Source organism: Streptomyces sp. 135, assembly GCF_020026305.1.
In the GTDB taxonomy this organism is placed as follows: domain Bacteria; phylum Actinomycetota; class Actinomycetes; order Streptomycetales; family Streptomycetaceae; genus Streptomyces.
Window position 1 is genome coordinate 6,386,853 of record NZ_CP075691.1, and the last position, 23,728, is coordinate 6,410,580.

Annotated in this window: 19 protein-coding genes; 7 read left to right on the top strand and 12 right to left on the bottom strand. The window is 70.5% G+C overall.

Going from position 1 to position 23,728, the window contains the following annotated elements; translation table 11 throughout:
* Window positions 1–183: 183 nt before the first annotated feature.
* Window positions 184–414 (bottom strand): hypothetical protein, encoded by a 231-nt coding sequence (locus KKZ08_RS28785; RefSeq protein ID WP_127911237.1) that lies wholly within the window; start codon window positions 412–414, stop codon window positions 184–186.
* A gap of 441 nt (window positions 415–855) precedes the next feature.
* Between KKZ08_RS28785 and KKZ08_RS28790 the strand changes: the two genes are divergently transcribed.
* The 3 genes from KKZ08_RS28790 (at window position 856) to KKZ08_RS28800 (ending at window position 5,268) form a co-directional block, all read left to right on the top strand.
* Window positions 856–2,979 (top strand): DNA topoisomerase IV subunit B, encoded by a 2,124-nt coding sequence (locus tag KKZ08_RS28790; RefSeq protein ID WP_223777192.1) that lies wholly within the window; start codon window positions 856–858, stop codon window positions 2,977–2,979.
* A gap of 139 nt (window positions 2,980–3,118) precedes the next feature.
* Complete coding sequence (locus KKZ08_RS28795; RefSeq protein ID WP_223779231.1) at window positions 3,119–3,679, top strand: DUF485 domain-containing protein; 561 nt, start codon at window positions 3,119–3,121, stop codon at window positions 3,677–3,679.
* Entirely contained in the window at window positions 3,676–5,268 is a 1,593-nt protein-coding gene (locus KKZ08_RS28800; RefSeq protein ID WP_223777193.1) for a cation acetate symporter, read from the top strand. The genes KKZ08_RS28795 and KKZ08_RS28800 overlap by 4 nt, the downstream gene beginning before the upstream one ends.
* A 37-nt stretch (window positions 5,269–5,305) precedes the next feature.
* Here the strand turns inward: KKZ08_RS28800 and KKZ08_RS28805 are convergent, their stop codons facing one another.
* The 7 genes from KKZ08_RS28805 to KKZ08_RS28835 form a co-directional block, all read right to left on the bottom strand.
* Window positions 5,306–6,493, bottom strand: coding sequence for a DUF6596 domain-containing protein (locus KKZ08_RS28805; RefSeq protein WP_223779232.1), 1,188 nt, complete (start codon window positions 6,491–6,493; stop codon window positions 5,306–5,308).
* A gap of 20 nt (window positions 6,494–6,513) precedes the next feature.
* The gene (locus tag KKZ08_RS28810) at window positions 6,514–6,921 is read right to left on the bottom strand and encodes a YciI family protein (protein WP_223779233.1); all 408 of its coding nucleotides are present in this window, start codon (window positions 6,919–6,921) and stop codon (window positions 6,514–6,516) included.
* Between the two features lie 107 nt (window positions 6,922–7,028).
* A complete protein-coding gene (locus KKZ08_RS28815) occupies window positions 7,029–7,706 on the bottom strand; it encodes a response regulator (RefSeq protein ID WP_223777194.1) in 678 nt (225 codons plus the stop codon).
* Between the two features lie 22 nt (window positions 7,707–7,728).
* Entirely contained in the window at window positions 7,729–9,369 is a 1,641-nt protein-coding gene (locus tag KKZ08_RS28820) for a sensor histidine kinase (RefSeq protein ID WP_223777195.1), read from the bottom strand.
* Between the two features lie 159 nt (window positions 9,370–9,528).
* Entirely contained in the window at window positions 9,529–10,434 is a 906-nt protein-coding gene (locus KKZ08_RS28825; protein WP_223777196.1) for a sucrase ferredoxin, read from the bottom strand.
* A 36-nt stretch (window positions 10,435–10,470) separates the two neighbouring features.
* Window positions 10,471–11,907 carry an MFS transporter gene (locus KKZ08_RS28830; RefSeq protein ID WP_223777197.1) on the bottom strand — a complete coding sequence of 479 codons (1,437 nt, stop codon included), beginning with the start codon at window positions 11,905–11,907 and terminating at the stop codon, window positions 10,471–10,473.
* Between the two features lie 503 nt (window positions 11,908–12,410).
* Window positions 12,411–13,691 (bottom strand): citrate synthase, encoded by a 1,281-nt coding sequence (locus tag KKZ08_RS28835; RefSeq protein WP_223777198.1) that lies wholly within the window; start codon window positions 13,689–13,691, stop codon window positions 12,411–12,413.
* Window positions 13,692–13,821: 130 nt separating this feature from the next.
* Here KKZ08_RS28835 and KKZ08_RS28840 point away from each other — a divergent pair, with 130 nt between their 5' ends.
* The gene (locus KKZ08_RS28840) at window positions 13,822–15,006 is read left to right on the top strand and encodes a citrate synthase/methylcitrate synthase (RefSeq protein ID WP_223777199.1); all 1,185 of its coding nucleotides are present in this window, start codon (window positions 13,822–13,824) and stop codon (window positions 15,004–15,006) included.
* A 311-nt stretch (window positions 15,007–15,317) separates the two neighbouring features.
* Here KKZ08_RS28840 and KKZ08_RS28845 read toward each other — a convergent pair whose 3' ends face one another.
* The 3 genes from KKZ08_RS28845 to KKZ08_RS28855 form a co-directional block, all read right to left on the bottom strand.
* Window positions 15,318–15,590, bottom strand: a complete 273-nt coding sequence (locus KKZ08_RS28845) for a hypothetical protein (protein ID WP_223777200.1) — start codon at window positions 15,588–15,590, stop codon at window positions 15,318–15,320.
* Window positions 15,591–15,718: 128 nt separating this feature from the next.
* Window positions 15,719–15,955: a hypothetical protein gene (locus KKZ08_RS28850; RefSeq protein ID WP_223777201.1), complete on the bottom strand. Its 237-nt coding sequence runs from the start codon at window positions 15,953–15,955 to the stop codon at window positions 15,719–15,721.
* Between the two features lie 93 nt (window positions 15,956–16,048).
* Window positions 16,049–16,624 carry a DUF6082 family protein gene (locus tag KKZ08_RS28855; RefSeq protein WP_223777202.1) on the bottom strand — a complete coding sequence of 192 codons (576 nt, stop codon included), beginning with the start codon at window positions 16,622–16,624 and terminating at the stop codon, window positions 16,049–16,051.
* 346 nt (window positions 16,625–16,970) lie between these two features.
* Between KKZ08_RS28855 and KKZ08_RS28860 the strand changes: the two genes are divergently transcribed.
* A complete protein-coding gene (locus KKZ08_RS28860; protein WP_223777203.1) occupies window positions 16,971–18,140 on the top strand; it encodes a GTP-binding protein in 1,170 nt (389 codons plus the stop codon).
* Between the two features lie 6 nt (window positions 18,141–18,146).
* Here the strand turns inward: KKZ08_RS28860 and KKZ08_RS28865 are convergent, their stop codons facing one another.
* The gene (locus KKZ08_RS28865) at window positions 18,147–20,600 is read right to left on the bottom strand and encodes a DNA topoisomerase IV subunit A (protein WP_223777204.1); all 2,454 of its coding nucleotides are present in this window, start codon (window positions 20,598–20,600) and stop codon (window positions 18,147–18,149) included.
* Window positions 20,601–20,836: 236 nt separating this feature from the next.
* Here KKZ08_RS28865 and KKZ08_RS28870 point away from each other — a divergent pair, with 236 nt between their 5' ends.
* Both KKZ08_RS28870 and KKZ08_RS28875 read left to right on the top strand, forming a co-directional pair.
* A complete protein-coding gene (locus tag KKZ08_RS28870) occupies window positions 20,837–22,207 on the top strand; it encodes a pitrilysin family protein (RefSeq protein WP_223777205.1) in 1,371 nt (456 codons plus the stop codon).
* A complete protein-coding gene (locus KKZ08_RS28875) occupies window positions 22,204–23,589 on the top strand; it encodes a pitrilysin family protein (protein ID WP_223777206.1) in 1,386 nt (461 codons plus the stop codon). The genes KKZ08_RS28870 and KKZ08_RS28875 overlap by 4 nt, the downstream gene beginning before the upstream one ends.
* Window positions 23,590–23,728: the final 139 nt, after the last annotated feature.

The following is a 23,728-nucleotide window of genomic DNA, read 5'->3' on the forward strand; positions in this document are numbered from 1 at the left end:
ACGGGGTCGGCGGAGCCGTGGGCCCCCGGTGGGCGGCCGGCGGAGTCCGTCGGCCCCCGGAGGGCGCGGAAGGGGCCAGGAGGCCCTGTGACGAGAGCGGGCGGCCGCCCCTGCCTGTTGGCAGGGGCGGCCGCCCGTCACCGGCCTGGTGCGCCGGGGCTGGCTCGTCGTGGGTGCGAGGTGTCAGCGTTCCTCTTCGGTGGTGCTCTCCGGAACGGCGGTCAAGCGCTCCGTCTCGTCCTGTATCTCAGCGGCGATCTTCTTGAGTTCCGGCTCGAACTTGCGGCCATGGTGGGCGCAGAAGAGCAGTTCGCCGCCGCTCAGCAGGACGACACGCAGGTATGCCTGGGCGCCGCAGCGGTCGCAGCGATCAGCGGCCGTCAGGGGGCTCGCGGGGGTCAGAACAGTAGTCACGTCGCCTCTTCTCTAGCTCGACGAGCTGTCGTACCAGGGTCAACATCCAACCAGGCCGAAAACGTTCCCGCTCGCGGCTTTTCCTCGAAGTTTCTTTTTGAGGAGGTTGTCCGTTGCCGGTTGGCGGCGAATGTGCCGTATTGCGTCTCTTACGTGTCTTACGGTTTCGCGCTGTCTGTCAGGTGGGTGTCCTCCCGGCTGGGTTGCCGGTTGTTCATGAGGACGTGCCCGGAGCCTAAATGGTTCATGCCTCGAAGGGAACGTGACGTGCGCTTCACTCCATCGAGGGATCGAACATGTATGCGAGGCTGAGTTAGTGTGCGGGGGGACGAGGGTGGCGTTACAACGGCTCTACCAGGCCTCGGTACCCTCTGACGGGCAACCGAAGCCGCGTCCTTACCCCAAAGGACTCCCCTTGAAATTCAGCGAGGAGCGAACCGCGTGACCGCCGAGACGTCCGTGCCGTCCACAGCGTTGCTGACCGGAGCAGACCGGGACGGTTCCAACTACACCGCGCGGCACCTGCTCGTCCTGGAGGGGCTCGAGGCCGTCCGCAAGCGTCCGGGCATGTACATCGGGTCGACGGACAGCCGCGGCCTGATGCACTGCCTCTGGGAGATCATCGACAACTCCGTCGACGAGGCCCTGGGCGGCTACTGCGACCACATCGAAGTCATCCTCCACGACGACGCCTCCGTGGAGGTCCGGGACAACGGCCGGGGCATCCCCGTCGATGTCGAGCCCAAGACCGGCCTCTCCGGAGTCGAGGTCGTCATGACCAAGCTCCACGCGGGCGGCAAGTTCGGCGGTGGCTCCTACGCCGCCTCCGGCGGTCTGCACGGCGTGGGCGCCTCCGTGGTGAACGCGCTCTCCGCGCGTCTCGACGTCGAGGTGGACCGAGCCGGGCACACGCACGCCATCAGCTTCCGGCGCGGCGTCCCCGGTGCCTTCGCCAAGATGGGGCCCGACGCGCCCTTCGACCCGTCGGCGAAGCTCAGCAAGGTCAAGAAGATCCCCAAGACGCGCACCGGCACGCGCGTGCGTTACTGGGCGGATCGCCAGATCTTCCTCAAGGACGCCAAGCTCTCCCTGGAGAACCTGCACCAGCGCGCCCGTCAGACCGCCTTCCTGGTGCCGGGCCTGACCATCGTCGTACGCGACGAGTTCGGCCTAGGCGAGGGCGGCACGAAGGGCGAGGAATCCTTCCGCTTCGATGGCGGCATCAGCGAGTTCTGCGAGTACCTGGCCCAGGACAAGGCCGTCTGCGACGTCCTCCGCTTCTCCGGGCAGGGCACCTTCAAGGAGACGGTGCCGGTCCTCGACGACCACGGCCAGATGACCCCCACCGAGGTCACCCGTGAGCTCGGCGTCGACGTGGCGCTGCGATGGGGCACCGGGTACGACACGACCGTCCGGTCCTTCGTCAACATCATCGCCACCCCCAAGGGCGGCACCCATGTGACGGGCTTCGAGCGCTCCCTCACCAAGACGATGAACGAGGCGATGCGCGCCCAGAAGGTGCTGCGCGTCGCCGAGGACGACATCGTCAAGGATGACGCCCTCGAAGGCCTCACCGCCGTCGTCACGGTCCGTCTCGCCGAACCGCAGTTCGAGGGGCAGACCAAGGAGGTACTGGGCACCTCCGCGGCCAACCGCATTGTCGCCAACGTCATCGCCAAGGAACTCAAGGCGTTCCTGACGTCCACCAAGCGGGACGCGAAGGCGCAGGCCCGTGCCGTCATGGACAAGGCCGTCGCCGCGGCCCGTACACGCATCGCGGCCCGCCAGCACAAGGACGCCCAGCGCCGGAAGACCGCGCTGGAGTCCTCGTCGCTGCCCGCCAAGCTCGCGGACTGCCGCAGCGACGACGTGGAGCGCAGCGAGCTCTTCATCGTCGAGGGTGACTCCGCGCTCGGCACCGCCAAACTCGCGCGGAACTCCGAGTTCCAGGCGCTGCTGCCGATCCGCGGCAAGATCCTCAACGTTCAGAAGGCATCCGTGACGGACATGCTGAAGAACGCCGAGTGCGGTGCGATCATCCAGGTCATAGGAGCCGGGTCCGGCCGGACCTTCGACATCGACGCGGCGCGCTACGGGAAGATCATTCTGCTCGTCGACGCCGATGTCGACGGCGCGCACATCCGGATCCTGCTGCTGACGCTGTTCCAGCGGTACATGCGGCCCATGGTCGAGGCGGGGCGGGTCTTCGCGGCGGTGCCGCCGCTGCACCGCATCGAGCTCAGCCAGCCCAAGAAGGGCCAGGACAAGTACATCTACACGTACTCGGACCGTGAGCTGCGCGAGACGCTGCTCGAGATGCAGCGCAAGAACGTGCGCTACAAGGACTCGATCCAGCGTTACAAGGGCCTCGGCGAGATGGACGCCGACCAGCTGGCCGAGACCACGATGGACCCGCGCTTCCGGACCCTGCGGCGGATCAACATCTCCGACCTGGACTCGGCGGAGCAGGTCTTCGATCTGCTGATGGGCAACGACGTCGCACCGCGCAAGGAGTTCATCACGAGCTCCGCCGCGACGCTGGACCGCTCACGCATCGACGCCTAACAGAGGCGGTCAGCCGGATCTGATGGCGCTTCACCTGATGGGGTGAAGCGCGCCGGGAGAAGTGTCAGGGATCTTCCCGGTCTGCCCATCCTTGGGCACGCGGCCAAATGGGGCCGCGGACAAGGAGAGTTCGGTGAAGATGCACGACGGGCCCGATGTCGGCACGGGCCGGACCGACTGGGTGCCGGCCGGTGATCCGCGAGATCCCTGGCATGACGCGTTCGCCTCCGGCTGGGGAGAGCTGGACGGTACGGGCGTGCCGGCTTCCGTGGCAGCACCCCGGGCCGCCGGGCAGCAGCGGAGCGCGAGTGCGGCGGACATCTACCTGGAGGTGCAGCGCAGCGAGGCCTTCCAGGAGGTGCGCCGCCGGTACCGGAGGTTCGTCTTCCCCGCCGTCGCCGTCTTCTTCGCCTGGTACGTGGCGTACGTCGTGACCGCGACGGCGGCGCCGGGCCTGATGGCGCGCCCCGTCGCGGGAGCGGTGAATGTGGGGCTGCTGGCGGGGCTCGGACAGTTCCTCACGACGTTCCTGCTGACCTGGGCGTATGCCCGGCACGCGCGACTGCGCAGGGACCGGCCCGCCCTCGATCTGCGGTGGACGGTGTTCGAGCAGAAGCAGAAGCAGAAGCGGAAGCGGGTCGAGGAACAGGAGCGGCGGCGGGTGCCGAGCGGGTCGCGCGAGCAGGAGGTGGAGCGGTGACCGGAGACCACCAGACGCTCGCGCTCGTCCTGTTCGGTGTCTTCGTGGCCGTGACGCTCGCGATCACGACGTGGGTGAGTCGCCACAGGCATGGTTCGGCCGAGGAGTTCTACGTGGGCGGACGGCTGTTCTCACCGATGGAGAACGGTTTCGCCGTCGCCGGTGACTACATGTCGGCCGCCTCTTTCCTCGGCATCTCCGGACTCATCGCGCTCTTCGGGTACGACGGACTGCTCTACTCGGTGGGCTTCCTCGTCGCGTGGCTCGTCGTGCTGTTCCTGGTGGCCGAACTGGTGCGCAACTGCGGCCGGTTCACGCTCGCCGATGTCGTGGCCGCGCGGATGAGGGAGCGGCCGGTGCGCATCGCGGCGGGAACTTCCTCCGTGACCGTGTCCGTTCTCTATCTGGTGGCGCAGATGGTGGGGGCCGGCTCGCTGGTCGCGCTGCTGCTCGGTGGGACGAGCGGGGCGGCGCAGACCTGGACGGTGGTCGGCGTCGGCGCGCTCATGGTGATCTATGTGTCGTGGGGAGGGATGCGGGCCACCACCTGGATCCAGATCGTGAAAGCGGTCCTGCTGATGTGCGGCGCGATGGCGCTGACCGTGCTCGTCCTGGTGCGCTTCCACGGCGACTTCGACCAACTGCTGCGCACCGCGGCCGACCGCAGCGGCCACGGCGAGCGGTTCCTGGCGCCGGGGCTGAAGTACGGGGGCGACTGGACCGCCAGGCTCGACTTCATCAGCCTGGGACTGGCACTCGTGCTCGGCACCGCGGGGCTGCCGCACATCCTGTCCCGTTTCTACACCGTGCCGACCGCGCGGGCCGCGCGCCGCTCGGTCGTCTGGTCCATCGGGCTCATCGGCAGCTTCTACCTGATGACGATCGTGCTGGGCTTCGGCGCGGCCGCGATCGTGGGCTCGGAGGCAGTGCGGGGCTCGAACGCGGCGGGTAACACGGCGGTTCCGCTGCTGGCCCTCGACTTGGGCGGCGGCGCGGATTCCACTGGCGGAACGGTTCTGTTCGCGATCGTCGCGGCCGTCGCCTTCGCCACGATCCTTGCCGTGGTCGCCGGGATCACGCTTGCCTCTTCGGCGTCGGTGGCGCACGACTTGTACGCCTCCCTGCGGCGGCGGGGCGCGAAGCCGCGCAGTGAGGTGGCGGTGGCGCGTGTCGCCGCCGCAGGGATCGGTGTGGTGGCGATCGGGCTCGGGTTGCTGGCCCGCGACCTCAACGTGGCGTTCCTGGTGGGCCTCGCCTTCGCGGTCGCCGCGTCCGCCAATCTGCCGGTGCTGCTGTACTCGCTGTTCTGGCGGAACTTCACCACGCGGGGCGCGGTGTGGTCGGTGTACGGGGGGTTGCTGCCCGTGCTCGTACTGGTGCTGTTCTCGCCGGTGGTGTCCGGAGCGCCCAACTCCCTCTTCCCGGGCGTGGACTTCCAGTACTTCCCGCTGGAGAACCCGGGGCTCGTCTCCATCCCGCTGGGCTTCCTCGCGGGCTGGCTGGGCACGGTGACCTCCCGCGAACCGGCGGACGAGGCCAAGCACGCGGAGACCGAGGTGCGGTCTCTGACGGGCGCCGGAGCGGCGTAACCATTCCTCCCGGCCGCGCCCGCCGCGGCGCGAGCCGTCAGCCGCCCGGACGGGCGTTCAGCCGGGCGTTGAGACGGGCGGCCTGGCGCGTCAGGTGATCGCGTTCGGCGAGGTTGGGTGCCGCGTGAGCGGCCTCCGCGTACAGCCGTGCGGCGGTCGCCACGTCGCCATCGCGTTCGTGGAGGTACGCGGCCACCGCGGCGTGGCGGGGCAGTGAGTCGTCCACGGCCGCGAGCGCCGCCAGTCCGGCGCGTGGTCCATCGGCCTCGCCGACGGCCACGGCGCGGTTGAGCCGAACGACCGGGTTGTCGGTCAGGCGGACGAGTTCGTCGTACCACTCGACGATCTGCGCCCAGTCGGTCTCCTCGGCGGTGGGCGCGTCGGCGTGGAGCGCCGCGATGGCGGCCTGGGCCTGGAACTCGCCCAGCCGGTCGCGGGCCAGGGCCGCCTGGAGGATCTCGACGCCCTCGGCGATCGAATCGGTGTCCCACCGGCCGCGGTCCTGCTCGGCGAGCGGCACCAGGCTGCCGTCGGGAGTGGTGCGGGTGGCGCGCCGGGCGTGGTGGAGCAGCATGAGGGCGAGCAGCCCGGACACCTCGGGGTGGTCGATGGCGGCCGCGAGCTGCCGGGTGAGCCGGATGGCCTCGGCGGCGAGGTCGACCTCTCCGGAGTAGCCCTCGTTGAAGACCAGGTAGAGGACGCGCAGGACGGTGGCGACATCACCGGGCTGGTCGAACCGAACGCCGGAGACGGTGCGCTTGGCCCGGCTGATGCGCTGGGCCATGGTCGCCTCGGGCACGAGGTAGGCCCGGGCGATCTGGCGGGTGGTGAGCCCGCCGACGGCCCGCAGGGTGAGCGCGACCGCGGACGACGGCGTCAGCGACGGGTGGGCGCAGAGGAAGTAGAGCTGGAGCGTGTCGTCCACCGCGGGCGAGGGCCCGGGAGCGGGCTCCTCGTCGACGAGCTCCTCGCGCCGGCGGCGGGCGGCGTCCGCCCGGGCCGCGTCGAGGAACTTGCGCCAGGCCACGGTGACCAGCCAGCCCTTCGGGTCCCGCACGGGGCTCCCCCCGCTCGAAGAGCTGGGGGAGGGGTCGGCGGGCCAGACGCGGACCGCCTCGACCAGCGCCTCCTGCACGGCGTCCTCGGCCGCCGCGAAGTCGGCTCCGCGGCGGACGAGGATGCCGAGCACGCTCGGCGTGAGGCTCCGGAGCAGGGCCTCGTTCATCTCGGAGGACACGTGAGAGGTCACTCCGTGATGGTGGGCGGCGCGGACAGGAACGGCCGCACCTCGAGCCACTCGTGGATCGGCTTCCCACCCGCCCCGGGGGCTGCCGACAGTTCCCCGGCCAGCTCGACGGCGCGGTCGTAGCTGTCGACGTCGATCACCATCCAGCCGGCGATGAGGTCCTTGGTCTCGGCGAACGGTCCGTCGGTGACCGGCGGCCGGCCCTCGCCGTCGTACCGGACGAAGGTGCCCTCGGGCGCGAGCGCCTGGCCGTCGACGAACTCGCCGGTCTCCTCGAGCCGGTCCGCGAAGTCGCGCATGTACTGCACGTGCGCCGCGATCTCCTCCGGCGTCCACTGGTCCATGGGTACGTCGTTGACCGCGGCGGGGGCGCCTCGGTAGTGCTTGAGCAGCAGGTACTTGGCCATCGTGGTCTCCTTGCGGCTGGTGCGACCCATTCTGGTCGCGTTCATGGCGGGGACGGAGCCGGTGACGGGTTCTCGACATGCCCAGCCGAAGTTTCTTTCGCGCGCCGCTAGACGCTGGCCGCCCACTCATAGCGATGTTCCGGGCGCCCCGTGTCGCCGTACTTGAGGCTCAGGCGGACGCGGCCCGTGCGTTCCAGGAGCTTCAGGTAGCGCTGGGCCGTCTGGCGGCTCAGGCGGGTGCGGTCGGCCAGTTCCTGGGCGGAGAGGGGGCCGTCCGCGGCCATCAGGGCTCGGCGTACCAGTTCCGCCGTGGTGGGGGAGTGGCCCTTCGGCAGTTCGGGGGCCGGGGTCGACGAGAGGGCGCCGAAGATCCGGTCGACCTCGGCCTGCTCGGCCTCGCCGCCACCGTCCAGCGTGCGGCGCAGCGTCGCGTACGCGTCGAGTTTGGCGCGCAGACCCGCATAGGAGAAGGGCTTGACCAGGTACTGGAGTGCGCCGTGCCGCATCGCCGCCTGCACCGTGGCGACGTCGCGCGCCGCCGTCACCATGATCACGTCGGTCTGGTGTCCGCGCCCACGCAACGCACGTACGACCGACAGACCCGTCTCGTCCGGCAGGTAGTGGTCCAGCAGCACCAGGTCGACGGGGGTCTCCTCGACGAGGCGCAGCGCCTCGGCGGCGCTGTGTGCCTTCGCCGCCACGTGGAAGCCGGGGATCTTCGCCACATAGGCGGCGTTGACGTCCGCGACCCGGACGTCGTCGTCGACGACAAGGACCTCGATCAACGCGTCGCCTCCGTGCCTTCGGTCATCGTGATTCCTCCGTGGCGGCCAGTTCGGGCTCGCCGAGCGCTTCGGGCAGGACGACAGTGAACTCCGCGCCCCCCTCAGGTGCCTCAGCGGCCCGTGCGCTGCCGCCCTGCCGCTCGGCGAGCCTGCGGACCAGAGCGAGGCCGATACCACGCTTGCCGTGCGCCGGCGGCTCCTTGGTGGTCCAGCCCTCCGTGAAGATCGTCTCGCGCTGCCCGGCGGGCACTCCCGGACCCGTGTCGCGGACGCGAAGGACCACCGAGCGCCTTTCGGTGCGTACGGCGACCTCCACGCGCGCGTGGCGGGTGCCCGCGGCGGCGTCAAGGGCGTTGTCGACGAGGTTGCCGACGATCGTGACGAGGCCGCCCGGGTCGACGAGCCGATCGGGCAGCGAGGTGTCGCGCGGTACGGAGAGCGCGACTCCGCGCTCCGCCGCGACCGTGGCCTTGCCGACCAGGAGCGCCGCGAGCAGCGGGTCGTGGATCTTCTCGGTGATCTGCTCGGCGGTCACGCGGTGCGCGCCGGCCACCTCGCCCACGTACTCGGCGGCTTCCTCGTACATCTCCAGTTCGAGCAGTCCAAGGAGCGTGTGCATGCGGTTGGCGTGTTCGTGGTCCTGGGCACGCAGGGCGTCGATGAGGCCGCGGGTGGAGTCCAGTTCGCGGCCGAGCTGCTCCAGCTCCGTGCGGTCGCGCAGGGTGGCGACGGCGCCCCCGTCGTCGGTGGGCATGCGGTTGGCGACCAGGACGCGTTGTCCGCGGACGGTCAGCAGGTCGGTGCCGGTGACCCGGCCGGCGAGCACATCGGTCGTACGCCCCTCGCCGAGCGCGTCGTCCAGCGGGCGGCCGAGCGCCTCCGCACCGAGGCCGAGGAGGCGCTGTGCCTCGTCGTTGAGCAGCCGGATCCGGCCGGCGCGGTCCAGGGCTACGACCCCCTCGCGGATGCCGTGCAGCATCGCCTCGCGCTCCGCGAGCAGCGCCGAGATGTCGGAGAAGGCCAGGTCACGGGTCTGCCGCTGCACCCTGCGGGAGATCAGGTACGCGGCGAGCGCGCCGACGGCCAGCGCCCCGCCCGCGTAGGCGAGCAACCCCGGGATCGAGTGCACCAGACGGGCGCGCACGCTGTCGTACTCGATGCCTACGGAGACGGCGCCCACGATGGCCCCGTCCGCGTCCCGCAGCGGCACCTTGCCGCGCGCCGAGCGGCCCAGCGTGCCGTCGTCGATCTCTATGACCTCGTGGCCCGCGAGCGCGTCGCTGGGGTCGGTCGAGACGACCTTGCCGATCTGGGCGCGGTCGGTGTGGGACCAGCGAACGCCTTCTTTGTTCATGATGACGACGTACTCGGCGCCGCTGGCCCGGCGGATCCGGTCGGCTTCCTTCTGGACGGGCCCGTCACCCGTGGGCGGTGAGGACTCCAGCTCCTCGGCGAGCTGGGGGCGGGCGGCCGTCGTCTGGGCGATGGCCAGCGCGCGACGCATCGCCTGGTCGTCGAGCTGATCGCTGAGCGGCGCGAGGAAGAGCCCGGTGGCCAGGACCGCGACCCCGGCGGCGATCGCCAGCTGCATCAGCAGTACCTGCGAGAACACGCGCCGCGGCAGGCCGAGGCGGCGGCGTCGCACAGGGGAGGTCGGGCTCATGTGTACGAACGGTACGGCCGGTAACGGGCTACTCCGAAGTCAGTGTGGTGGGGATCTCGTACGCGAACCAGGCGGTCTGGCGGTCTGACGCGTTGGACCCGGGCTCCGGTCGGCCGTTGCCCCTTTGCGGCGCCCTAGGGGGCCAGGGGTGCCTGCGCTCTACGGGACCGGGCGTACCGCCACCACGTCCATCCGCGCCGGGGACTTCAGAGCCGCACCGCAGCTCTCCGGACGGGGCGGCTGCGAGGCGCCCTGTTCCACGGTGACCTGCCACCGGCGGCCATCGGTGTGTGCCACGGCCACTTCCCAGCGCGGGGCCGCGCCGTCCGTGCCGAGGACGGTCAGGGCCCCGGCGCCGTCCTCGCCCGTCGCCGTCCGCACCGCCAGCTCGGCGGCCTGGGCGGGGCGCTCCCACGCGGAGTTGCCCCGGCAGCCCTCGCTGATCACCCGGCCCCCGCGCACCGCTTCGAGGATCTCCTTGACGGCGTGCGTCCCGGCCCTCCCGTACGCGTAGCCGTACGGGAGCACCAACAGCGTGGGCGAGAAACGATGACCACCCAGATGAGTGATCTCCCAGGCCCCCTCTTCACCGGCGGCCGCGAGCTCGGCGGCGAGCGGCCGGCCGAGCAGGGCGCAGCAGCGGTCGCGCTTGCCGTTGGTGCAGACGAGCGCGAGCGGGGCGCCCGTGTGCGGGGTGCCGAAGCCGCCGTGCTCGCCCGCGCCGAGAGCCGCGAAGTCGAGGTCCAGCAAGCGCCTCGGGTCGTCCGTCACCTCGGAGCGCAGCCATGTGCGGCCGGGGACGGTGTGCGCCACGTACACCCGATGCCGGGTCGGAGCATGGCAGTCCGCGTGGCGTCCGGGGCGGCGGATCAGTGCGACGCGCACGCCCGTGCCTTCGGCGGCGCTCTCCAGGGCGCGGCCGATCTCCGGGTCGAGATGGCTGGACGTCAGCGCCTTGGCGCCCCAGGGGCCCGGCTGCTCCACCAGGAGCCATGTCCTGGCAGTTGCCGCTGTCCCCGCAAGAGGCTCGTCCAGGTCCCGCGAGGCGGTCGCACACGTACTCACGTAGGTGAGCCTAACCTGCGCGCGAGGGAGGGCTGTTCACTCCTGCCCCTGACCGTTGGCTTGCTTGGGCAGGCAGAACATCAGGGCCCACATCAGGGCGAGGGCGCCGCCGACCCACCACAGCACGCTGGTGAACGCGTCGCGGTTGAGTGCGCCGTCGGGTGAGCCGTTGGTGGCGGTGAAGAACGCGAGGGCGGTCAGCGCGGTGCCGAGGGCGATGCCCAGGTGCATGGCAGTGTTGAACAGACCCGAGGCGGAACCGGCGTTCTCGTGCCGGACCTCGGCGAGCGCCATGTCGGCGAGCGGGCCGCCGACCATGCCGAGGCCGAAGCCGATCAGTACCACCGGGGCGGTCATCGTGAGGAGGGTCAGGTCAGTCTGTCGGCTGCTGATCTCCAGTCCGTAGGCGGCCATCGAGGAGAGCGCGATCAGGGCTCCGGCCTGGGGCAACCGGCGCCCGAAGCGCCCGGCACTCTTCGCCGCGGTCGTCGCACCGGCCAGTTCCCCGAGGGCTAGCAGCACGAACGCCAGGGCCGCGTGGAAGGGGCTCATGCCCAGGCCGCGCTGGAGGTAGAGCGTCCACGTCATGAAGAACAGGCCGCACAGCAGGCCGAGCATCAGCTGTGCGGACAGGCCGCCGGAGAACTGCCTGTCCCGGAAGAGGGACAGGGTCACGAGCGGGGCACGGTCCTGCTTGTGCTGCTGGTGGCGCAGGAAGACGCCGAGGACGAGGAGACCCGCGGCGAGCATGGCGAAGCACCACAGCGGCCAGTGGTGGGTGTGGCCCTCGGTGAGCGGGAAGAGGATCAGGACGATGGCCAGTGCGGACAGCGCCATGCCGCTGAGGTCGAGCCGGTCGGTCTTGTGCGCGGTCTTGTGCCTGGTCGTCTGCGCGGCCTTGTGCGCGGTCCTGTCTGCGGTCCTGTGTGCGGTCGATTCGGGGATGAACCTGCGTCCCAGGATGATCACGGCGAGGCCGACGGGCACGTTGATCAGGAAGATCGGCCGCCAGGACAGTCCGAGCAGGTCGGCCTCGGTGAGCAGGCCGCCCAGGACCGGTCCCAGGACGTTGGCGAGCGAGAGGACGGCTCCGTAGAGGCCGAAGGCCTTGCTGCGGTTCTCGCCGTCGAAGGTGACGTGGAGGGTGGCCAGGACCTGCGGGATCATCAGGGCCACTCCAGCACCCTGGAGCACACGGGCGGCGATCAGCACACCGGGGCCGGTGGCCAGGCCGCACAGCAGCGAGGCCACGGTGAACACGATGGTGCCGACAAGGAGGATCCTGCGCCGGCCGTGGAGGTCGCCGAGACGTCCGCCGGTGATCAGCCCGACGGCGACCATCAGCGAGTAACCGGCGGTCAGCCACTGCACCGCGGCTGGACCGGCTCCGGTCGACCCCTGGATCGCGGGCAGGGCGGTCAGGACGACCGACTGGTCGAGGATGTCCATGAGCTCGGCGACCAGGAGCACCACGAGGGCGATCCGGGCAGCCAGGGCCCCCTCGGCGGGCGATCCGCCGGAGTGTGAGCCGGGGGCTCGGTGGTGTGCTGCGGCTCGTTGCCGAGCGCGGGGGAAGACACTGGTGGGACTCCTGATCCAAAGGAATCGGGGAGCTCAGCAGTCAGCCGCGCCGGGCCGGAAACCGCGAAACCCGGGGCAGACGGCAGAGCTGCACCCGGAAACGACATACAGGGGTGGGCGACGCAACTCAGGCCAACGCGAGTCCGCCCCCGCACACGTGCGAACACTCGGCACGTGGGGGAACTGCGGACCGCTACCGGGCCTGGGGGATGAAAACACCTCTAGATCGCCACAGAAGTAACAAGGAGTCTGCCGCCGGTGCCGACGTCTACGGCACAGCAACTTCTCAACGGTACGACACCCTCGGGGTCTCCGTACATCAGATATTGCGTCGGCACATCGAGCATTGCGTCGGCGGCAGAACCCCAGCCTCTCCAGTATCTGCGGGGTGCTGGTCAGAACGGGGCCTGCCCGGAGGGCGAAGCCGGGGCGGGCGGCGGCTGCGGTGGGCGCAGTCCGACGTACTGCCCGCTGGGGCGCATGCGCAGCGGCCGCTCGTCGTACTCCTCCAGGGCATGCGCCATCCAGCCCGCCGTGCGGGCCACCGCGAAGATCGTCTCGCCCGCCTCCGCCGGCATCCCGGAGGAGGCGGTCAGGACGGCCAGGGCGAGGTCGACGTTGGCGTGCAGGTCCGTGTGGCGCGCGGCGGTGGCGACCACGTCGCGGGCCGCGGCGACGGCGGGGCCCGCCTTCGGCATCATCTCCAAGAGGCCGAACAGCGCCTGTGCCCGCGGATCCTCGCCGCGGTAGAGGCGGTGGCCGAGGCCGGGGACGCGGCGGCCCGCGCGGAGTTCGTCGGCCACCACAGGGGTCGCGCTGCCCCGGTCGAGCACGTCGAGCAGCATGCGGTGGGCGAGGCCGCTGGCGGCGCCGTGCAGCGGGCCCTCCAGTACGCCGAGGCCCGCCGACACCGCCGCGTAGGGGTGGGCGCGTGCCGAGGCGGCGACGCGTACGGCGAGCGTCGACGCGGCGAGGTCGTGGTCGACGAGCAGCGCGAGCGCCGTGTCCAGGGCGTGCAGCGATGCCTCGTCGGGGTCGAGACCGCTCAGGCGGGCCCACAACCGCCGGGCCAAGAAACCCTCGTCCCGGTGCCCGGGGAGCACCGGAGGGAGGGCCGCGACGAGCGTGGGGATCAGGGTGCGCGCGGTGCCGATGACCGCCTCTTCGGAGAGGTCGAAGCGGAGCGGGTCGGCGGCCCCGGCGGCGATGGCCGCTACGCGCAGCCGGTCCGTCGGCCCGCTGTGCTCGGGCAGGGTGCTGACGGCCCGGCGGGCCGCGGAGACGGTCTCCCTCGGGGCGGTGAAGCCGATGCCGGGGCACAGGACGCCGGTCCACAGCCACTCGGCGACCTCTTCGTAGGAGTGCGCCAGCGCGAGCTCCGTGGCGTCGACGCCACGGAAGTAGTAGCGGTCGTCGTCGATGAGCGTGATGCGGGTGCGTACGGAGAGTTCGTCGGCGCTGGTCGAGGCGGCTGGTTCCCGTCTGTTCCTGCGGGCCAGGGCCTCGACCTCCCTGGGATCGAACGTGCTGCCGCGTGCCCCCGCTCCACGGCGGCTGCTGAGCTGACCTCGGCTCACGTACGCGTACACGGTCTCGGGCTTCACACCGAGCAACTCGGCGGCTTCCTTGGTGCTCAGCCGCCGTCGACCGTCGTGCGCGGTTCCCTGATCCGTCATGGGCGACACCGTATCCGCATCTCGACACCTGCATCTGTACATTGATTTTAATTGAGGAAATCAATATGGACAGCTAACTAGTCAAGCATGGACAGTCAAATCAAGTTCAGGGAGGAAGTCGAGGAAGAACATGCCGATCAATGGCTCCACCGCCGCCCCCAACGAGCCTGTCGAGGTCCCACGAGGACTCGCGGGTGTCGTGGTCACCGAGACCCGACTCGGAGACGTGAGGGGATACGAGGGCTTCTACCACTACCGCCAGTACTCGGCCGTCGAGCTCGCGCAGAGCCGCAGCTTCGAGGACGTATGGCACCTGATGTTCCACGGCGAGCTACCGGACGCCGCGCAGCGCTCCGCCTTCGCCGCGCGCACCGCGGCGCTGCGCCACCTCCCCGAAGAGGTGCACGCCGCGCTGCCCGCCATCGCCCGCGCCAGTGTGCTGTCGGGACCGCTCTCCGGGCTGCGCACCGCCCTGTCGCTCTTCGGGGCGGCGAAGGGCTTCCGTCCGGTGTACGACATCGACGAGGACCAGCGGCGCGCCGACGCGCTGGCCGCGTCCGCCGTCGTGCCGACGCTCCTCACCGCGCTGTACCGGCTCGGCCAGGGCCTTGAACCGGTGGAACCGCGGGACGACCTCTCGTACGCCGCCAACTACCTCTACATGCTCACCGGTTCCGAGCCGGACGCCGCCCGCGCCCGCGCGGTCGAGCAGTACTTGATCTCAACCATTGACCATGGCTTCAACGCGTCAACGTTCACGGCCCGGGTCATCACGTCCACCGGGGCGGATGTCGCCGCGTGTCTGGTGGGCGCCGTGGGCGCGCTGTCGGGGCCGCTGCACGGTGGGGCACCGAGCCGCGCCCTCGACACCCTCGATGCGATCGGGACCCCTGACCGCATCGACGGGTGGATCCGTGAGCGTGTCCTCGCGGGGGAGCGCATCATGGGCTTCGGGCACCCGGTCTATCGCACCGAGGATCCGCGCTCGCGCATGCTGCGGGGCATCGCGCGCCAATTCGGCGGGCCCATGGTGGAGTTCGCCGTCGAGGTCGAGCGGCAGGTCGAGGCGATCCTGGCGGAGCTGAAGCCGGGGCGTGAGCTGCACACGAACGTGGAGTTCTACGCCGGGGTCGTCATGGAGCTGTGCGGGCTGCCGCGCGAGATGTTCACGCCGACGTTCGCTGCCGCGCGCGTGGTGGGCTGGAGCGCCAACGTCCTGGAGCAGGCACGGGACTCGAAGATCATTCGCCCGGCGGCGCGGTACGTGGGGGAGGCACCGCCGGTCCCGGTACCGCCGGTGTCGTCGGCGCCGTAGGCACCCTTTCCGGCCCGGCGGTCGGCGATCGGCGGCCGGTGGTCGGGTGGGCCGGCGGTGACGGACCGGGCGACGGGTGGCCCGTTGGTGGTTCGCCAGGGCCTGCTCGAAGGCCCGGAACACCCGCCCCTCCGCGCTCTCCGGGGGAAGTGCGGCCTTGTGGGCCCGCGTCGGGTTCCAGTAGCGACGGAACGCCCCGTCGGTAGACGTGCCATCAATTCCTCCCCGGGTCTGCGGAATTCCTCCCGCGGCCGGGCACGGGTAACGGGCCCGGCCCTTGTGGGGACCGGGCCCGAGAGGGCTGCGGCTCGTCACGCGTCGGGAATGTCGCGCCTGGCCATGGTGAACGTCTGGCGGGTGATGACGACGATGCGCTGGTGGGCCCCGCGGACGCAGCCGGGCGGCAAGGAGCTCGTGAGCTCGTCGGTCGCGTCGGTGCCGATGACGGCGAAGTCCCCGTCATCGAGTTCGAAGATGTCGGGACACGTCTCGCCCGAGAAGCTGCCCCGCTGGGGCGGGGCGACGCCTATCCGGCGGTATGTGGAGAGTTCCAGGGCGCTCTTGCGCCCAAGACGTACGGCCATTCTGCGGCTCCTTGCGGGCAGGCAGGAAATGACGGCGAATATGTCGGGCGGTGAGGGGTCACTCACGTTGTGCGATGGCGATGCGCCGTCGGATTACCGGGTGCGGCACGACGGCGAACTCGGGCGGCTCAGGTCTCGGGGATGTCGACCTTGGCTCGGATGAGGGTGTCCCGGCTGATGACGACGATGCGCTCATAGGCGGCACGTGCAGCATCGGCCGGCAGTTTGCCGTCGAGCGCCTCGGTCCTGTCTGTCCCGATGACGGCGAAGTTGCCGTCGCTGAGTTCGAAGATGTCGGGACAGGTCTGGCCGGTTGCGCTGCCCCGCTCACGGGGAGACGCGCCGATGCGGCGCACGATCTTCAAGGGGATCCCGGTCCTTGGGCGATAGGGGAGTAAGGGCGGAGCCAGGTTAGCCCTTGATGTCGCCGGGATGGGTGCGTCGTCATCCAACTGGACCTACTCAGCGGGAGGTTCACCCACCACCCACCACTCGTCGGTGTCCGCCTCCTGCAATTCCCTGTCCAGACGGTCCATCATCCGGCCCAGCTTGGCCTCGTCGGAGGACCGGTCCAGGCTTGCCCGGTGGTGGCGCGTGGCATCCCAGTAGTGCCGGAAGAGCGGATTCTGGCACATCACCCGAAGGTGTCCGTGTAGTTCTCCGAGCGTCATGGCACCGATGCGGTGCGCATGCAGGGCGTTGATGTACAGCGCGTTCGCGAAGAGGAATTGCCGCTGTCTTTCGGGGGGTACATCTCCCTCGTAGGTGTCCAGGACGGCGGCCAGTGTGGCGTCCCCCATGGCTTTGCACAGCAAGTCGAAGTGCAGGCGATGCTGTTCGGTGAGCGCGTTGTTCCGGCGCTGTGCTTCGGTTGCCGCGAGGTCGCGCTCGGACGTGAGGCGTTCGCGTTCCGCCGTGCATGCCGCCTGCCTGCGCTGCCGTGTCCAGTGCCATGCAAACGTCCCGGTCGCGAACGCGAGCCCGGCAACCGCTGCCGAGCCCACCCCCCATGTCCATGAAATCTGTGTGGCCATGTCAACCCCCGAATCAGGCGACCGTCCGCCGGTCGTCGGGTGCGGGGCGACAGGGAGCGGACCGGCGAGCGGTGGGCGGTGCGCTTGCCGTCTCCCAGGGTGCCGAGCGGCTCTGATCGGCGGGGAGGCGGAGAGGAGGCGCACGGAAGGAAGGGGTGGTCGCACATCCCGGCGCCGTGCCCAATGTGTGCCCCGCGAGCGCCGCTAACAATCGTTCACTTCGCGGCACGTCCGGGCGCACATATCCTGGGACGGTCTTCACTTTTCGCGGGGGAACCGCAGCGGCCCGCACCCTGTGTACGGGCTCGCCGCGACCCGTACGAACGTCGGTACGAGGGGCCCACGGTTGAACAAGCAGCAGATCCCGGTCATCGTCCTCGCCGGATTCCTCGGTTCCGGTAAGACCACCCTGCTCAACCATCTGCTGCACCGCAGCGGTGGCAGCCGGATCGGGGCGATCGTCAACGACTTCGGCTCGATCGAGATCGACGCGATGTCGGTCGCGGGGCAGCTCGGCGACTCGACCGTCTCCCTCGGCAACGGCTGCCTGTGCTGTGCCGTGGACGCGAGCGAGCTCGACGAGTACCTGGAGCGGCTCGCCCGGCCCTCCGCCGGGATCGATGTGATCGTCATCGAGGCGAGCGGCCTCGCGGAGCCGCAGGAGCTCGTGAAGATGCTGCTCGCCAGCGAGAACCCCCACATCGTGTACGGGGGGCTCGTCGAGGTGGTGGACGCCGCCGAGTTCGATGCCACGAGGGAGCGGCATCCCGAGGTGGACCGGCATCTCGGCGTCGCCGATCTCGTCGTGGTCAACAAGGCCGACCGGGTGCCGCGCGAGGAGCACGAGCGCGTCCTCGGCGTCGTCCGCGGGCTCGCCGGCCGCGCGGCTGTCGTCGCGGCCTCCTTCGGCCGCGTGGACGTGGAGCTGTTCTTCGACCGCGCGCCGGTGGGGGAGCGGGTCGGGCAGCTCTCCTTCGACGATCTGCGGGACGAGGACGATCTGCGGGACGAGGGTGATCTCCGCGGCGATGACGGTCCTCGCGACCAGGCGGAACCGTCCGACGGCTGCCGCCACCACGACCACCTGCACTCCGCCTACGAAAGCCTCTCCTTCGTCTCCGAGGCGCCCATGAAGCCCCGCCCCTTGATGGCCCTCCTGGACAGCAGGCCGGAGGGCCTCTACCGCATCAAGGGGTACGTCGATTTCGGCCCCTCCGACCCGGCGAACCGGTACGCGGTGCACGCCGTCGGGCGTTTTCTGCGCTTCTACCCCGAGCCGTGGGCTCCGGGCGAGCCGCGCCTGACCCAGCTCGTCCTCATCGGGTCGGACATCGACGTACCCGCCCTGGAGAAGGGGCTCGAGGCCTGTCGTGAGTACGCCCCACAGGCCGATGAGCACGGCATGTGGGGCGTACTGCGCTACGTCCAGGAGCCGGACGCCGATGAGCCCGACGCCGACGGGCCGGACGGCGATGAACTGGACGCCGACGAGCCCGACGCCGAGCCCGCCCGCTGACCGCGGCTACACCGGGCCGGCCACCGCCGCCACCGGCTTCGCCAGCGATACGCCCGAACCGTCACGGCGCGGGTCGATGTCCGGCAGCTCGGCCGGTGCGCCATTGCGCTGGGCCGCGTGCGGCGGCGTCGGGCCCGCCCAGGCGAAGCTCAGGCAGTCCTCGCCCTTCAGGAACCGCTGGACGCGCACACCGCCCGTGGCGCGGCCCTTGCGCGGGTACTGGTCGAACGGCGTGAGCTTGGCCGTCGTCTGCACCGAGTCGTCGAGCGTGCCGCGCGAGCCCGCCACCGTGAAGACGACCGCGTCCACCGCCGGGTCCACCGCCGTGAAGGAGATGACCTTCGCGCCGTCGGCGAGCTTGATGCCCGTCATGCCGCCCGCTGGACGGCCCTGCGGGCGCACCTGGGAGGCCTGGTAGCGCAGCAGCTGGGCGTCGTCCGTGATGAAGACGAGGTCCTCCTCGCCGGTGCGCAGCTCGGCCGCGCCCACGATCCGGTCACCGTCCTTCAGGGTGATGACCTCAAGCTCCTCCTTGTTGGAGGGATAGTCGGGCACCACACGCTTGACCACGCCCTGCGCGGTGCCCAGTGCCAGACCCGGCGACGACTCGTCGAGCGTCATCAGGCAGATCAGCTTCTCGTCCTTCGTCAGCGGAAGCAGCTCGGAGACGGGCGCCCCTCCGGAGAGGTTGGGCGCGCCCATCGTCTCCGGGAGCTGCGGGAGGTCCACTACGGAGAGCCGCAGCAGCCGCCCCTCGGACGTGACCGCGCCCACCTCGCCGCGCGCCGTGGCCGGCACCGCCGAGACGATCGCGTCGTGCTTGACACGCTTGGTCTCGCCGTCGCCGAAGGGCTCGCCGTTGGCCGTACGGGCCAGCAGGCCGGTCGACGACAGGAGGACGCGGCACGGGTCGTCCGCGACCTGGAGCGAGACCGTGGCGGCCGGGGAGCCCGCCGACTCCAGGAGCACCGTGCGCCGGTCCGTGCCGAACTTCTTGGCGACGGCGGCCAGTTCGGAGGAGACCAGCTTGCGCAGCTCGGCGTCCGAGTCCAGGATGCCGGTCAGCTCGTCGATCTCGCCGTTGAGCTTGTCGCGCTCGGACTCCAGCTCGATGCGGTCGTACTTGGTGAGACGGCGCAGCGGGGTGTCCAGGATGTACTGCGTCTGGATGTCGCTCAGCGAGAAGCGCTCGATGAGGCGCTCCTTGGCCTGCGCGGAGTTCTCACTGGAGCGGATGAGGCGGATGACCTCGTCGATGTCCAGAAGGGCGACCAGGAGGCCCTCGACCAGGTGCAGGCGGTCGCGCTTCTTGCCGCGGCGGAACTCGCTGCGGCGGCGCACCACGTCGAACCGGTGGTCGAGGTAGACCTCCAGGAGCTCCTTGAGGCCGAGCGTGAGGGGCTGTCCGTCGACCAGCGCGACGTTGTTGATGCCGAAGGACTCCTCCATCGGCGTCAGCTTGTACAGCTGCTCCAGGACGGCCTCCGGGACGAAGCCGTTCTTGATCTCGATGACCAGGCGCAGGCCGTGCGAGCGGTCGGTGAGGTCCTTGACGTCGGCGATGCCCTGGAGCTTCTTCGCGCCGACCAGGTCCTTGATCTTGGAGATGACCTTTTCGGGCCCTACGGAGAAGGGCAGTTCGGTGACGACCAGGCCCTTGCGGCGCGCCGTCACGTTCTCCACGGCGACCGTCGCGCGGATCTTGAAGGAGCCGCGGCCCGATTCGTACGCGTCCTTGATGCCGGTCAGGCCGACGATCTTGCCGCCCGTGGGCAGGTCGGGGCCCGGCACGTACTTCATCAGCGTCTCGAGGTCGGCCCCCGGGTGCTTGATCAGGTGGCGCGCGGCGGCGATGACCTCGCCGAGGTTGTGCGGCGGCATGTTCGTCGCCATGCCGACCGCGATGCCCGACGCGCCGTTGACCAGGAGGTTCGGGTAGGCCGCCGGGAGGGCGGACGGCTCCATCTCCTGGCCGTCGTAGTTCGGCTCGAAGTCGACGGTGTTCTCGTCGATCGACTCCGTCATCAGGGAGGTGGCGTCGGCCATCTTGCACTCGGTGTACCGCATGGCGGCCGGCGGGTCGTCGTTGCCGAGCGAGCCGAAGTTGCCGTGGCCGTCCACCAGCGGGAGGCGCATCGAGAAGGGCTGGGCCATGCGCACCAGCGCGTCGTAGATCGACGCGTCGCCGTGGGGGTGCAATTTACCCATGACCTCGCCGACGACACGGGCGCACTTCACATAGCCGCGGTCGGGGCGCAGGCCCATCTCGTTCATCTGATAGACGATCCTGCGGTGGACCGGCTTCATGCCGTCGCGGGCGTCCGGCAGGGCCCGGGAGTAGATGACCGAATACGCGTACTCGAGGAAGGAGCCCTGCATCTCGTCGACGACGTCGATGTCGAGGATCTTCTCCTCGAACGAGTCGTCGGGCGGCGGGGTCTTCGTGCTGCGGCGGGCCATCGCTGCTGCGGCTCCTTCACCAACAAGTGCGGGATCTGACGCCGACCATTGTGGACTGTCCCACTGACAACGCCGACCACGCCCCGCGCCGACGGCGGCGTCACCACCGCGACTACGCCGAGGGCGGACCGGGAACTTCGTCAGGTGTCCGCACGCTTGCATACAGTGGCAGGACTGGCAGCAATTGTTCTGAACCCAGCGATGATCACGACGATCCAGCGATCGAAGGGACGTACATGCCCATGGGTCACACGGCCACAGCCGAGGCCGGCTCCGGCGGCCTGACAGCGACCGAGCACCGGCTGGCCAACGGCCTGCGCGTGGTGCTCTCCGAGGACCACCTGACCCCGGTCGCCGCGGTCTGCCTCTGGTACGACGTCGGCTCCCGCCACGAGGTCAAGGGGCGGACCGGCCTGGCCCACCTCTTCGAGCACCTGATGTTCCAGGGCTCGAAGCAGGTGCACGGCAACGGCCACTTCGAACTGGTCCAGGGGGCGGGCGGCTCCCTCAACGGCACGACCAGCTTCGAGCGCACCAACTACTTCGAGACGATGCCCGCCCACCAGTTGGAGCTGGCCCTGTGGCTCGAGGCCGACCGGATGGGCTCGCTGCTCTCCGCGCTCGACGAGGAGTCCATGGAGAACCAGCGCGACGTCGTCAAGAACGAACGCCGCCAGCGCTACGACAACGTCCCGTACGGCACGGCCTTCGAGAAGCTGACCGCGCTCTCCTATCCGGAGGGGCACCCCTACCACCACACGCCGATCGGCTCCATGGCCGACCTGGACGCGGCCACCCTGGAAGACGCCCGCGAGTTCTTCCGCACGTACTACGCGCCCAACAACGCCGTCCTGTCGGTCGTCGGCGACATCGACCCCGAGCAGACGCTCGCCTGGGTCGAGAAGTACTTCGGGTCGATCCCCTCGCACGACGGCAAGCAGCCGCCGCGTGACGGCTCCCTCCCGGAGCGCATCGGCAAGGAGCTGCGCGAGGTCATCGAGGAGGATGTGCCGGCCCGCGCCCTCATGGCCGCCTACCGCCTCCCGGAGGACGGCACGCGCGCGTGCGACGCGGCCGACCTCGCCCTCACCGTCCTCGGCAGCGGCGACTCCTCCCGGCTCTACAACCGGCTCGTGCGCCGCGACCGCACCGCCGTCGCCGCCGGATTCGGCCTGCTGCGCCTCGCCGGTGCCCCCTCGCTCGGCTGGCTGGACGTGAAGACGTCCGGCGACGTCGAGGTCCCGGTCATCGAGGCCGCCGTCGACGAGGAGCTCGCCCGCTTCGCCGCGGAGGGCCCCACCCCGGAGGAGATGGAGCGCGCCCAGGCCCAGCTGGAGCGCGAGTGGCTCGACCGTCTCGGCACGGTCGCGGGCCGCGCGGACGAACTGTGCCGGTACGCGGTCCTGTTCGGCGACCCGCAGCTCGCTCTCACCGCGGTGCAGCGCGTGCTCGACGTCACCGCCGAGGAGGTCCAGGAGGTCGCCAAGGCCCGCCTGCGCCCGGACAACCGCGCGGTGCTCGTCTACGAACCGGTGTCCACCGACGCCGAGGACGCCGAGAACACTCAGGCCGCCGAGACCGCAGAGGAAGAGGAGGCGGCGAAGTGACCGAGGCCGCGACGATGCAGTTCCACCCCCAGCCCCAGGCCGGTACGGCCAAGCCGTGGGCCTTCCCCGCCCCCGAGCGCGGCGCGCTGCCCAACGGCCTCACGGTGCTGCGCTGTAACCGCCCCGGCCAGCAGGTCGTCGCCGTGGAGGTCCACCTGGAGGCGCCCCTGGACGCCGAGCCGAAGGGTCTCGACGGCGTCGCCACGATCATGGCGAGGGCCTTCAACGAAGGCACCGACAAGCATTCGGCGGAGGAGTTCGCCGCCGAGCTCGACCGGTGCGGCGCCACCATGGACGCGCACGCCGACCACCCCGGCGTCCGCGTCTCCCTCGAAGTCCCGGTCTCCCGCCTCCCCAAGGCGCTCGGCCTGCTCTCCGACGCCCTGCGGGCCCCTGCCTTCGCGGACAGCGAGATCGAACGCCTCGTACGCAACCGCCTGGACGAGATCCCGCACGAGGCGGCCAACCCGGCACGCCGCGCGGCCAAGGAGCTCTCCAGGCAGCTGTTCCCGGCGAGTTCGCGCATGTCGCGGCCCCGCCAGGGCACCGAGGAGACGGTCAAGGCCATCGACGCGGCCGCGGTGCGCGCCTTCTACGAGGCGCACGTGCGTCCCGCCACGTCCACCCTGGTGGTCGTCGGCGACCTCGCGGGCACCGACCTGGACGCCGTCCTCGCGGACACCGTCGGCACCTGGAAGGGCGGCACCGCCGAGCCCCGCCCGATGCCCGCGATCACCGCGGACGACACGGGCCGCGTCGTCATCGTGGACCGCCCCGGAGCCGTCCAGACGCAGCTCCTGATCGGCCGCATCGGCCCGGACCGGCACGACCGGATCTGGCCGGCCCAGGTCCTCGGCACGTACTGCCTGGGCGGCACCCTCACCTCCCGTCTGGACCGCGTCCTGCGCGAGGAGAAGGGCTACACCTACGGCGTACGGGCGTTCAGCCAGGTCCTGCGCTCCGCACCGGACGGCACGGGCGCCGCGATGCTCGCCATCAGCGGCTCCGTCGACACCGCCTCCACGGGGCCCGCGCTGGAGGACCTCTGGACGGTCCTGCGCACCCTCGCAGCCGAGGGCCTGACCGACGCCGAGCGCGACGTGGCGGTGCAGAACCTGGTGGGCGTGGCCCCGCTCAAGTACGAGATGGCCGCCTCCGTGGCCGCCACGCTCGCCGACCAGGTCGAGCAGAACCTCCCGGACGACTTCCAGGCGCGGCTCTACCGGCAGTTGGCCGCGACCGGCACCGTGGAGGCCACCGCGGCCGTCGTGAGCGCCTTCCCGGAGGACCACCTGGTGACGATCCTCGTCGGGGACGCCGCGGAGATCGAGGAGCCCGTCAGGGCGCTCGGCATCGGCGAGGTGAGTGTGGTCGCCGGCTGAGCAGCTGTCAGGACATATCGGGACCCCGGCGACCGTTTCGATGGCCGGGGTCGCGTACTCCCTATATGTCCGAATTCATAGGGTGGTTGCCTGTTCGGTGTGTGGCGTGCGCTACAAAAGAGGCGTTCTGTTTGTCGAT

Bases quoted from the DNA above. Each gene is read 5' to 3' on its own strand.
- KKZ08_RS28795 (WP_223779231.1), top strand. From the start codon at position 3,119: ATGCACGACGGGCCCGATGTCGGCACGGGCCGGACCGACTGGGTGCCG.
- KKZ08_RS28805 (WP_223779232.1), bottom strand. From the start codon at position 6,493: ATGAACGAGGCCCTGCTCCGGAGCCTCACGCCGAGCGTGCTCGGCATC.
- KKZ08_RS28810 (WP_223779233.1), bottom strand. From the start codon at position 6,921: ATGGCCAAGTACCTGCTGCTCAAGCACTACCGAGGCGCCCCCGCCGCG.
- KKZ08_RS28820 (WP_223777195.1), bottom strand. From the start codon at position 9,369: ATGAGCCCGACCTCCCCTGTGCGACGCCGCCGCCTCGGCCTGCCGCGG.
- KKZ08_RS28835 (WP_223777198.1), bottom strand. From the start codon at position 13,691: ATGACGGATCAGGGAACCGCGCACGACGGTCGACGGCGGCTGAGCACC.
- KKZ08_RS28840 (WP_223777199.1), top strand. From the start codon at position 13,822: ATGCCGATCAATGGCTCCACCGCCGCCCCCAACGAGCCTGTCGAGGTC.
- KKZ08_RS28845 (WP_223777200.1), bottom strand. From the start codon at position 15,590: ATGGCCGTACGTCTTGGGCGCAAGAGCGCCCTGGAACTCTCCACATAC.
- KKZ08_RS28855 (WP_223777202.1), bottom strand. From the start codon at position 16,624: ATGGCCACACAGATTTCATGGACATGGGGGGTGGGCTCGGCAGCGGTT.
- KKZ08_RS28865 (WP_223777204.1), bottom strand. From the start codon at position 20,600: ATGGCCCGCCGCAGCACGAAGACCCCGCCGCCCGACGACTCGTTCGAG.
- KKZ08_RS28870 (WP_223777205.1), top strand. From the start codon at position 20,837: ATGCCCATGGGTCACACGGCCACAGCCGAGGCCGGCTCCGGCGGCCTG.